Here is a 9902-nt window from a genome sequence, read left to right on the forward strand (position 1 = left end):
CGAGCAGGTGGCGACCGCCGGCCTGCTCGCGCATGACCTTGCCGGTGCCCGTGAGGCGGAAACGCTTCTTCGCACCGCTGTGCGTCTTCATCTTCGGCATGGGGCCGATCTCCTTCGTGTTGCGCGCGTCAGTGACGCACGTGGTCTGTCGTGCCGGGGCTCGCGCCTCCGGCGGGTCACTACCGGCCGATCATTCGGCGGCGGCGGTGGCCTCGTCGGTCTGCGGGGCCGGCGGGGCCTGCGGGGCCTGCGCCTCGGGCTGCTCGTCGGCGGGGGCCGCCGGGGCTTCCGTGGTCGCCGCCGGGTCAGAGGCCCGCTGGTCGTGCTGCTCGCGGGACCGGCGCTGCTCGGCCTTGGCCTCGGCCTTCTTCTTGGTCGGGCCGATCACCATGATCATGTTGCGGCCGTCCTGCTTCGGGGCCGACTCGACGAAGCCGAGCTCGGCGATGTCCTCGGCGAGGCGCTCGAGCAGACGACGACCCAGCTCGGGACGGCTCTGCTCGCGGCCGCGGAACATGATCGTCACCTTGACCTTGTCTCCGGCCTTGAGGAACCGCTCGACGTGGCCCTTCTTGGTGCCGTAGTCGTGCGGGTCGATCTTCGGACGGAGCTTGATCTCCTTGATGACCGTGTTGACCTGGTTCTTGCGCGCTTCCCGTGCCTTCATGGCGGCTTCGTACTTGAACTTGCCGAAGTCCATGAGCTTGGCGACCGGCGGCTTGGCCATGGGGGCCACCTCGACGAGGTCGAGGTTCGCCTCCTCGGCCAGACGCAGCGCGTCCTCGACGCGGACGATGCCGACCTGCTCGCCGTTGGGGCCAACCAAGCGCACTTCCGGGACCCGGATGCGCTCGTTGATGCGAGGCTCGCTGATGTGGTGCTCCTAAGTTTCGAGAAATGGGTGACCAGACGGGGTGTCGTCCGTCCTGCTGCGACCACAACGAGAAAAGGGCTCCCCGTGTGTGCACGAGGAGCCCAAGGGTCGCGTATGCCGGACGGTCGCCGTCGCGTCACACGGCTCGACACGTGCGCCGCGGACGGCATCCGGTCGAGCAGACCTTGACCCGGCAACCGTGAGGTTGACGCGGGTGGAAGCGAGCTTCTCTTGCACGTCGCCACCGGGCCTCCGCCGGAGCGGGAACCTGGTGACGGCTGGTCAGTGCTCCATGTTAGCAGTCGTGGCCCCGTGCTCCGAATCGGTGGGGACGGTCCGGCCGACCCGCTGCCGGACGGCCCAGCTCCGATCGGCGTGCGAGCCGACGAGGCCCGCCACCGCGATGACGACACCGAGGGCGGACACGACGACGAACCCCCACTGCCACCCGCCGTGGTCGATGGCGAAACCCGCGACCGGGGCCCCCACGGCGGAGCCGGCAGTCATCGCCGACCCGTGCCAGCCCATCATCTCCCCGCGGAACCGTTCGGGGACCTGGCGGCTCAGCTGCTCGACGGTGGCCGTGATCGTCGGGGCGCAGAGGAAGCCCGACACCGTGATGAGCACGGCGAAGCTCGGCACCCCGACGGCGAGGGCGACGGGCGCGGTGGTGGCGGCAAGGCCGCCGAGCAGCCAGAAGACCGAGAAGGAGCGGTGCCAGGCGCCGTAGAGCAGGCCGCCGACGAGCGAACCCGCGCCCCAGAGTGCGAGCACCCAGCCGATCGAGCCGGTCGCCTCGAAGGTGCGCAGGGCCGCCACGATCGAGACGTCGGTGCCGCTGAGGACGAGCGTCGAGCAGGCGGCGGCAAGATAGACCGCTGCCACGGGGACCGTGATGAAGCCGCGGATCGCGCGGCGCGGGGTGACGACGTCGGCACCCACATCGTCCGAGCTCGCGGCGATGGCCTCGGCGCGCGCCGCCTCGCCCGGCTCGTCACCGGCAACCTGCTCCCCGGCCGTGTCGCGACCCGGCTCGCTCTCGGCGGACTCGGAGGTGAGCGGCGGGTTGACCAGCCACAGCACGAACCCCGCTGCGACGGAGGTCAGCTCGCACACGAGCAGGGCCCAGCCGGTGTCCCACGAGGTGGCCAGCCACACGCCGATGGCCGGCCCGGCCATGAAGGACAGCTCGGTCGCCGACGAGTCGAGGGAAAGGGCCGTGCGGCGCTGGTCGCTCGGCACCGAGCGGATGATGACCTGCCGCAGGATCGAGAAGGTCGGGACGACGAAGAGCCCGGCGAGCGCCGCGAACGCGATGAGCGGGGCGTAGCCCAGCCACGGCGCGATCGACCAGCACACCGCCTGGACGACGAGCGAGGGCCCGACGGTACGGCGCAGTCCGATCCGGTCGAGCAGCCTGCCGCGCCACGGGCCGGAGACGGCGACCGCCACGGTGGACGCAGCCGTGACGAGACCTGCTTCGCCGTAGCTCCGGCCGAGCGACGTCACGACGTGCAGCGTGAGGATCACCGCCCCCGCCCACATGGGAACGCGGATGAGGAACCCGAGCAGCAGCGCCTGGCGGGTGTCGCGGTTTGCCAGCACCGGCCGGTAGGCCCCCAGATCCATCCCGCCAGCCTGTCATCCCCCGCCGACGGCCCGCATCCGCATTCGCGGCCGGACGCCTGTCCCGACGCGCTCGGTGCGCGCCCTCGATGACGGTGGCGGGCGGCATACGCCAGAGGTCTTGTGACGGCCGTGCGACAGGAGAAGGGTGGGGTCATGGCAAAGACGCCCGGCAGATCAGACCTTCCTGCGGCCCCCAACCCCGCCTCGCCGCAGGACATCCGCAACGTCGTGCTGGTCGGACCCGGCGGGGCCGGCAAGACCGCACTCTTCGAGGCGCTCGTCGCGGCGCGCGTGCCCGGTCAGCGCACCAGCAGCGGCGACCACGTGCGGACGACGACCCTCACCGCCGCCTCGTTCACGTCCGGTCCGGTCACCCTCAACCTCCTGGACACCCCCGGCTACCCCGACTTCGTCGGTGACCTGAGAGCCGGGCTGCGCGCCGCCGACGCCGCGATCTTCGTCGTCTCCGGCGCCGACGACATCGACCGGCCCGTGTCGCTGCTCTGGCGTGAGTGCGCGGCCCTCGGCATGCCCCGCGCCGTCGTCGTGACCCATCTCGACCAGCCCCGTGCCGACTTCGCCACGACCATCGAGACGTGTCGCCGCACCTTCGGCGACGCCCGGGCCACGCACTGGCCCGTCGTCGACGGCGGCTCGGTCACCGGCGTCGTCGGTCTGCTGACGGGCGACACGTCCGAGGACCACGAGGACGCTCGGGCGGCGCTCATCGAGTCCGTCATCGAGGAGTCCGAGGACGCGACCCTGCTCGACCGCTACCTCGAGGGCGAGAGCATCGACACCGAGTCGTTGCTCACCGACCTGCGCACGGCCATCGCGCACGGCACGTTCTTCCCCATCGTCCCCGTCTCGCCGCTCACCGGCGCAGGGGTCGAGGAGCTGCTCGGGATCGTCGAGCGGGCCTTTCCCGACCCGACCATCCACCCGCTCCCCCCGATCACCTCCCCCGTGGGCGGTTCCGTCAACGGCGTCACGTGTGACCCGTCGCAGCCGCTCGTGGCCGAGGTCGTGCGCACGACGACGGACCCCTACGTCGGTCGCCTGTCACTCGTGCGCGTGTTCTCCGGCACCCTGCGCGTCGACGAGCCGGTGCACGTGTCGGGACACCTCGGCGACTTCGTCGGGCACGAGGTCGCCGGTCACCCGGCGCACGACGACGACGAGCGCGTCGGCCCGCTCGCCTCGCCGTTCGTCGAGACGCACCGGCCCCGTGGCACCGCGATCGCCGGCGACATCGCCCTCGTGTCGAAGCTGACCCGGGCCGAGACGTCCGACACCCTCTCCTCGCCGGAGCGGCCCGCGGTCGTCGCGCCGTGGCTCCTGCCCGAGCCGCAGCTGCCGGTGGCGATCCGGGCCGCGACGAAGTCCGACGACGACAAGCTCGGCGGCGCCCTGCAGCGTCTCGTCGCGGAGGACGTGACGATGCGGATGGAGCACTCGAGCGAGACCGACCAGGTCGTGCTCTGGACCATGGGTCAGGCCCACGTCGACGACCTCATCGGCCAGCTGGCGGACCGCTACGGCGTGACCGTGGTGGCTGAGCCCTACCGAACCGCGCTCCGTGAGACCTTCGTGCGGCACTGCTCGGTGCAGGGCCGCCACGTCAAGCAGTCGGGCGGCCACGGGCAGTATGCCGTGTGCTCGATCGAGATCGAGCCGCTCCCGCGCGGGGCCGGCTTCGAGTTCGTCGACAAGGTCGTCGGCGGCGCCGTGCCGCGCCAGTTCATCCCGTCCGTGGAGAAGGGCACCCGGCTCCAGCTGGAGAAGGGCCTGCTCACGGGACACCCGGTCGTCGACGTCCGCGTCACGCTCACCGACGGCAAGGCGCACTCGGTCGACTCGTCCGACGTCGCCTTCCAGACCGCCGCGGCGTTGGCGCTCAAGGAGGCGGCGAACGCCTCGACGATGGCGTTGCTCGAGCCCATCGACCGCGTCGACATCACCATCGCCGACGAGTACCTCGGCGCCGTCATGTCCGACCTGCGGGGTCGGCGCGGTCAGGTGCTCGGCACCGAACCGGCTGACGGGATGGGCCCGGGCGACGGCTGGACCGTCGTGCACGCCGAGGTGCCGCAGGCGGAGCTGTCACGCTACCCGATCGACCTGCGGTCGGTGTCGCACGGCACCGGGTCGTTCGTGCGCGAACCCCTGCGCCACGACCTGCTGCCCGCCGACAAGGCCAAGGACCTGCTGGGCACCTGAACGAAAGAGCGATCCGTCCGCGTGGCCCGCGGACGGATCGCTCTTTCGGTTGGTCAGAGGCGGACGAGCATCTTGCCGACGTTCTCGCCGCGCAGGACGCCGAGGAAGGCGTCGACCGCGTGGTCGATCCCGTCGCTGAACGTCTCGCGCGAGGTCAGGGTGCCGTCGGCGATCCAGCCGGCCGCGCGCTGGGCACACTCCCCCGCGAGGTCCCAGTGGTCCCCGACGAGGAAGCCGGTGATGGTGCCACGTGTCTGGATGAGGCGGGCGAGGTTGCGCGGGCCCGGGGCCGCCTCGGTGTTGTTGTAGACCGAGATCGCGCCGCAGATCGCGATGCGCCCGCCCAGGCGGAGCGAACCGATCGCGCCCTCGAGGTGGTCGCCGCCGACGTTGTCGAAGTAGACGTCGATGCCGTCGGGAGCCGCCTCGCGCAGCAGGTCGGAGACGCGCCCGTCCTTGTAGTTGAACGCCGCGTCGAAGCCGAGGTCGCCCAGGAGGTGGTCGACCTTCTCCTGCGAGCCGGCGCTGCCGATGACGCGGCTCGCGCCCAGCGCCTTGGCGATCTGGCCGACGACGCTGCCCACGGCGCCGGCCGCGCCGGACACGAAGACGACGTCGCCCTCCTTGAGTCCCGCGACGCGCGTCAGGCCGGCGTATGCCGTGAGGCCGGTCATGCCGAGCACGCCCAGGTAGGCGGAGGCCGGGGCCACCGCCGTGTCGACGACGCGGACGCCGGAGCCGTCGACGACGGCCTCCTCGCGCCAGCCGAGACCGTGCAGCACGTGGTCGCCCACGGCGATGCCCTCGGCCGTCGACTCGACGACGACTCCCACGGCCCCGCCGTGCATGGCCGCACCCAGCGCATACGGCTCGGCATACGACTTGGCGTCGCTCATGCGGCCACGCATGTAGGGGTCGACGGACATGACCGCGTTGCGGACGCGGACCTGGCCGTCGGCGAGGTCGACGTGCGCGCTCTCGACGAGCTCGAAGTCGTCGGGGGTGGGCCAGCCGACGGGGCGGCTCTTGAGCTGGACCTCACGGGGGTTGGTCATCGGGTCTCCTTGGATGTCAGGGGATTTCGCAGTGGTGGGTGGACCGCGGGGGGGGTGCGCGGGTCAGTCGACGACGATCTCGACGGGGATGTTGCCGCGAGTGGCGTTGGAGTAGGGGCACACCTGGTGCGCGGTGTCGACGAGTTCGCGGCCGAGCTGCGGGTCGATGCCCTCCGGCAGCTCGACGTGCAGGACGACGCCGAGACCGAAGCCGGTGCTCGAGGACCCGGAGAGGCTGACGTCGGCGGTCACCGCGACGTCGAAGTCCTCGACCCGACGCTGGCGCGCGACGAGGCCGAGAGCACTCGCGAAGCACGCGGCATACCCGGCGGCGAAGAGCTGCTCGGGGTTCGTGCCCTCGCCGCTGCCACCGAGCTCGCGCGGGGCGGCGAGCGTGACGTCGAGCCGGCCGTCGGAGGTGATGGTGCGACCCTCGCGCCCGGAGGCGGTGGCCGAGGCGACGTACTGGGCGGTCTGGGTGGCGGTGCTCATCAAAGTCCTTCGATCGTTGGCAATTAAGTTGTGCGCAATTTGATAGTACGCTTGGGTCATGAGCCCGTCCAACTCGACCGCCGCCGCCGCCTCGAGTCCCCTCAGCCTCGAGCAACAGATCTGCTATGCCATGCACACGACCGTGCGGGCGTTCGACGCGGTCTACCGGGAGCTGCTGTCGGAGCACGGGCTCTCCTACCCGCAGTACATCGCGCTCATGACGGTCGGCGAGCACGGCCCGCTCACGGTCGGCCGGCTCGGCGAGCTGATGCAGCTCGACTCCGGCACGCTCTCGCCCCTGCTCAAGCGCATGGAGGCGGCCGGACTCGTGCGACGCGAGCGCGACCCTGAGGACGAGCGACGAGTGCTCGTCTCGGTGACCGCGGCCGGCCGGGACCGGCTCGGCGCCCTCGGCGACGTACCGCGCCAGATCGCAGCACGCAGCGGGCTCTCACGCGAGCAGCTGCGTGCCCTGCACGACACCCTCCGCACCGTCACCGAGCGGCTCGACGCGCACGCCTGAGCTCGGCGCGGATGAGGCTGCGGATGGTGCTGCGCCCGGTGGGGTGATGACCCCACCGGGCGCAGCACCATCCGCCACCTCACGGGAAGGGCTCCCGGCTCAGGAGGGCAGGAGGATCGAGACGGCGTGGATGAGCATGCCGATGAGGCCTCCGACCAGGGTGCCGTTGATGCGGATGAACTGCAGGTCGCGGCCGACCTGGAGCTCGACGCGCTCGGCCGTCTCCTTGCCGTCCCACCGGTCGACGGTGTCACTGATGATGCGGGTCAGCTCGGTGCCGTAGCGGTCGATGGCGTAGATCGTCGCGTCGCAGATGCGGGTGTCGATGCGGGCACGGAGCGCGGCGTCGGCGAGCAGCCGCTCGGCGAGTGCCGTCACCTCGCGGACGGCCCGAGCCCGAACCGGCCCCGCCTCGTCCTCGAGCGCAGCGATGACGACGGCGCGGAACGATGCCCACAGCGCCATCGCCGTGTCGGCCACCTGCGGGTGCGCGAGCACGCGCTCCTTGAGCCGCTCTGCCTTGGCCTGGGTGACGGGGTCGTGCTGGAGGTCGTCGGCAAGGTCGATGAGCAGCTTGTCGAGAGCCAGCCGCACATCGTGCCGGGGGTCGTTCCGGATGTCGGCCAGCCACTTGAGCGCCTCGACATGGATCTTGCGGGCGACGAGGTCGTTGATCGCATCGGGCACCCAGGCAGGCGCGCGCTGGGTGATGAGCGACTCGAAGAGGTCCTCGTTGTCGACGAGCCAGCCGCGGACCTCGTCGAGCGCGAGGTCGACGAGTCCGACGTGCGCCTCGTCGCGGACCACCTGGTCGAGCAGCCCTCCGGCCAGCGAGCTGATCGGCTCCTGGGCGAGACGCGGCAGCACCGCCTGCTCGATGACCGCGCGGACGTCCTCGTCCGGGATACGGTGCAGTGCGTGGACGGTGACCGTGGCCACCTCGTCGACGAGTCGCTTCGCGTGGCCCGGCGCGAGGGCCCACTCGGCGGCACGTCGGGTGGGCTCGGCATCGAGCACGCGCTCGCGGATGATGTCCTCGCGCATGAAGTTCTCGCTGACGAACTCCTCCAGGCTGCGCCCGATCATCTCCTTCTTGCGGGGGATGAGGGCCGTGTGCGGGATCGGCAGTCCGAGCGGGTGACGGAAGATGGCCGTGACGGCGAACCAGTCGGCACAGGCACCGACCATCGAGGCCTCGGCGCCCGCGTTGACGAAGCCGAGGACGCCGTCGTCGTGACCGCGCGTCAGGATGTAGACGATCGCGGCGAACACGAGCAGCCCGGTTGCCACGAGGCGCATCTGCCGCAGGTCCCGACGGCGTTGCGCGTCGAGGGCCGGGTCGACGATGAAGCCGAGGGGCCCGCTCGGCGCACCCGAAGCGGTCCCTCGCCCGTGCCGGGTGGTGGCGTCGGCGACATGGCCCGGCGCAGCGGGCGCCTCGGGGTCGTGTTCCCGGGTCGCCTGGGGTGTGGTGTCCACGTCCGGCACCTCCGCTCGTGGTGTGCTCAGCGCGCTGCTTCGAGCGCGAAGGTCAGAGCATCGATCCTCGCACGGGTCTCGCCGTCGGTCGCGATGCGCTCCCCGATCCGGGTGGCGACGGCCCCCACCTGGTCGGCGTCGAGCCCGGGCTCGAGCGCCAGCACGACGCGCAGGACGCCGGCCCCGACGGGTTCGCCGGCCTCGACGCGATGTGCCGACACCTGGGGCTCGGACTCGACGGCCGCGCGTACGGCGGCCGCAACGTGGGGGTCACGGTGGCTGGGTTGCCAGGCACGCTCCTGGGCGAGGGCCCACAGCATGCTCGGGCGCAGCACCGTCGCGTGGCTCGAGGCGACGTCGAGCACCAGCACCCGGCACTCCTCGCTGATCGCCGCCTGCGCCGCGGCTGCCGCACGGACTGGGACCGGCCTGGCCGTCGGGTCCCATGCCGCAAGGCTCTCGAGGGAGGTGAACATCGGCAGGGCCCGGGAGCCATCCGGGGACGTCAGCGTCACGGCGGCCATGTCGCTGCGGGTGTCGACCGTGTGCGGTCCGGACTCGTCGACCTCCGCGGCGACGGCGACGACGGGGACCAGCCAGCGCGCCTGCGCCGTGTGCTCCATCAGGGTGACCTCTGCGTCGTCGCCCGGGGCCTCGTGCGCCGCCGCGAGGGCGGCGAGGAGCCTCTCGTCGGCCGCTCCCGTGTCGCCGGAGAAGCCGTGTGAGGGGATCGACCTACCCTCCCACGCCTGACCGGCGGAGTCCGCGGGACGTCCCTGCTCGTCGCGGTGGTCCCCGTGGTCCCGGTCATCGGGGCGGTCCGGGTGGCCGGACCCGGCTGCGGTCATGAGCCGGGTCGTCCGGCGACGTCGAGGGCCTCGGGCAGGGTGAACGCGCCGCGGTAGAGCGCCGAGCCGACGATGGCTCCCTCGACGCCGTCGCCGACGAGCCCACGGATCGTGGCGATGTCCTCGAGCGTCGAGACGCCGCCGCTCGCGACGACGGGGCGGTCGGTGCGCGCGCACACGTCACGGAGCAGGTCGACGTTGGCGCCCTGGAGCATGCCGTCCTTGTTGACGTCGGTGACGACGTATCGGGCGCAGCCCTCGGCGTCGAGACGCTCGAGCGTCTCCCACAGGTCGCCGCCCTCCCGGGTCCAGCCGCGCGCCGCGAGCATCGTGCCCCGGACGTCGAGACCGATGGCGACGCGGTCGCCGTGGGCCGCGATGATCGAGGCCGTCCAGTCAGGGTCCTCGAGGGCCGCCGTACCGATGTTGACGCGGCGGCAGCCGGTCGCGAGCGCCGCGTCGAGCGACTCGGTGTCACGGATCCCGCCCGAGAGCTCGACCTGCAGGTCGAGGCGGCCGACGATCGAGGCGATGAGGTCGCGGTTGCTGCCGCGGCCGAAGGCTGCGTCGAGGTCGACGAGGTGGATCCACTCGGCGCCCTGCTCCTGCCAGCGCTGCGCGGCTTCCCACGRGTCACCGAACTCGCCCCCGCTGCCGGCGACGCCCTGGACCAGCTGCACGGCGCGACCGCCCGCGATGTCGACGGCGGGCAGCAGCTCGAGGCGAGGCTGGTCGGTCATGAGTCGTGCGCTCCTCGGGGTCGGGATCTGGCCACTCGAGTA

10 protein-coding genes are annotated in these 9902 nt (G+C 71.9%); 2 read left to right on the forward strand and 8 right to left on the reverse strand.

What is annotated here, in order from left to right; all coding sequences use genetic code 11:
• The 3 genes from rpmI to AC1DP0_RS11965 form a co-directional block, all read right to left on the reverse strand.
• Positions 1 to 100: 50S ribosomal protein L35 (rpmI, locus tag AC1DP0_RS11955; protein ID WP_478084794.1), on the reverse strand; the 100-nt coding region annotated here is incomplete at its 3' end.
• Between the two features lie 90 nt (positions 101 to 190).
• A complete protein-coding gene (gene infC, locus AC1DP0_RS11960) occupies positions 191 to 832 on the reverse strand; it encodes a translation initiation factor IF-3 (RefSeq protein WP_478084786.1) in 642 nt (213 codons plus the stop codon).
• 324 nt (positions 833 to 1156) lie between these two features.
• A complete protein-coding gene (locus tag AC1DP0_RS11965) occupies positions 1157 to 2503 on the reverse strand; it encodes an MFS transporter (RefSeq protein WP_478084787.1) in 1347 nt (448 codons plus the stop codon).
• A gap of 153 nt (positions 2504 to 2656) precedes the next feature.
• On the opposite strand from AC1DP0_RS11965, the gene AC1DP0_RS11970 reads away from it, so the two are divergent.
• On the forward strand, positions 2657 to 4723 hold the full coding sequence (locus AC1DP0_RS11970) for an elongation factor G-like protein EF-G2 (protein WP_478084788.1): 2067 nt from the start codon (positions 2657 to 2659) through the stop codon (positions 4721 to 4723).
• 53 nt (positions 4724 to 4776) lie between these two features.
• On the opposite strand, the gene AC1DP0_RS11975 is transcribed toward AC1DP0_RS11970, so the two are convergent.
• Both AC1DP0_RS11975 and AC1DP0_RS11980 read right to left on the reverse strand, forming a co-directional pair.
• Positions 4777 to 5778, reverse strand: coding sequence for an NADP-dependent oxidoreductase (locus AC1DP0_RS11975; protein WP_478084789.1), 1002 nt, complete (start codon positions 5776 to 5778; stop codon positions 4777 to 4779).
• A gap of 63 nt (positions 5779 to 5841) precedes the next feature.
• A complete protein-coding gene (locus AC1DP0_RS11980) occupies positions 5842 to 6270 on the reverse strand; it encodes an organic hydroperoxide resistance protein (RefSeq protein ID WP_478084790.1) in 429 nt (142 codons plus the stop codon).
• A gap of 58 nt (positions 6271 to 6328) precedes the next feature.
• Here AC1DP0_RS11980 and AC1DP0_RS11985 point away from each other — a divergent pair, with 58 nt between their 5' ends.
• Entirely contained in the window at positions 6329 to 6793 is a 465-nt protein-coding gene (locus tag AC1DP0_RS11985) for a MarR family winged helix-turn-helix transcriptional regulator (RefSeq protein ID WP_478084791.1), read from the forward strand.
• A 99-nt stretch (positions 6794 to 6892) separates the two neighbouring features.
• On the opposite strand, the gene AC1DP0_RS11990 is transcribed toward AC1DP0_RS11985, so the two are convergent.
• The 3 genes from AC1DP0_RS11990 to priA are packed head-to-tail and all read right to left on the reverse strand — an operon-like array spanning position 6893 to position 9860.
• Positions 6893 to 8272, reverse strand: a complete 1380-nt coding sequence (locus AC1DP0_RS11990) for a DUF445 domain-containing protein (protein WP_478084792.1) — start codon at positions 8270 to 8272, stop codon at positions 6893 to 6895.
• Positions 8273 to 8298: 26 nt separating this feature from the next.
• Complete coding sequence (locus tag AC1DP0_RS11995; protein WP_478084793.1) at positions 8299 to 9120, reverse strand: SseB family protein; 822 nt, start codon at positions 9118 to 9120, stop codon at positions 8299 to 8301.
• Positions 9117 to 9860, reverse strand: a complete 744-nt coding sequence (priA, locus tag AC1DP0_RS12000) for a bifunctional 1-(5-phosphoribosyl)-5-((5-phosphoribosylamino)methylideneamino)imidazole-4-carboxamide isomerase/phosphoribosylanthranilate isomerase PriA (RefSeq protein ID WP_478084795.1) — start codon at positions 9858 to 9860, stop codon at positions 9117 to 9119. The genes AC1DP0_RS11995 and priA overlap by 4 nt, the downstream gene beginning before the upstream one ends.
• Positions 9861 to 9902 lie beyond the last annotated feature (42 nt).

This window comes from Terrabacter sp. P5_B1, from assembly GCF_056400505.1.

Bases quoted from the DNA above. Each gene is read 5' to 3' on its own strand.
- AC1DP0_RS11995 (WP_478084793.1), bottom strand. From the start codon at position 9,120: ATGACCGCAGCCGGGTCCGGCCACCCGGACCGCCCCGATGACCGGGAC.
- AC1DP0_RS11980 (WP_478084790.1), bottom strand. From the start codon at position 6,270: ATGAGCACCGCCACCCAGACCGCCCAGTACGTCGCCTCGGCCACCGCC.
- AC1DP0_RS11970 (WP_478084788.1), top strand. From the start codon at position 2,657: ATGGCAAAGACGCCCGGCAGATCAGACCTTCCTGCGGCCCCCAACCCC.
- AC1DP0_RS11965 (WP_478084787.1), bottom strand. From the start codon at position 2,503: ATGGATCTGGGGGCCTACCGGCCGGTGCTGGCAAACCGCGACACCCGC.
- AC1DP0_RS11975 (WP_478084789.1), bottom strand. From the start codon at position 5,778: ATGACCAACCCCCGTGAGGTCCAGCTCAAGAGCCGCCCCGTCGGCTGG.
- AC1DP0_RS11985 (WP_478084791.1), top strand. From the start codon at position 6,329: ATGAGCCCGTCCAACTCGACCGCCGCCGCCGCCTCGAGTCCCCTCAGC.